Below are 445 nucleotides of genomic sequence, written 5' to 3'. Positions count from 1 at the left end.
GGACATCTGGCTGGCGAGCGACTCCGTGGTCGTGGACAGCGCCCGGGAATCCTTCGTCGACCCGATCAACCCCGTAATCCTGACCTCTGCGGGTGTGCTCCTGCTCCTGGTCCTGGCGGTGAGCCCGGGAGTCTGGGGGGCTGGACTGCTGATCGCCGGCCTGGCGCTGCTGGGCCGCCGGATCAGGCTCCGTGACGCCTGGCGGTGCGCACTGCGCAGGTACGGGACCGGGCTGGGGTGGCTGCTGCTCGTCTCCGCTCTGGTGTTGGGGACCGCTGCCGGCTCGTTGTGGGCTCTGTCCGCCGAATGGCCACCGGCCCTGGTCGGCTTCATCGTCGTGCCGTCCCTCATGGTGCTGTGGCCCCCGCTCATGGTGATGCTGCCCGTCGCCCTGCTCGAGGGGTACGGTCCAGGGCGCGCGTTCGCACGAGCGTGGGTCCTGGGC

At 70.8% G+C, this 445-nt stretch carries 1 protein-coding gene; it reads left to right on the top strand.

The features are described 5' to 3' along the window. Positions 1-445 (top strand): hypothetical protein (locus ER13_RS18885; RefSeq protein WP_035311497.1); only part of this gene is annotated, 445 nt, incomplete at both ends.

It is taken from the genome of Brevundimonas sp. EAKA (assembly GCF_000698025.1).
Lineage (GTDB): Bacteria > Pseudomonadota > Alphaproteobacteria > Caulobacterales > Caulobacteraceae > Brevundimonas > Brevundimonas mediterranea_A.
The sequence above is the reverse complement of the archived record's forward strand: the minus strand, read 5'-3'. Positions and strand labels throughout refer to the sequence as shown.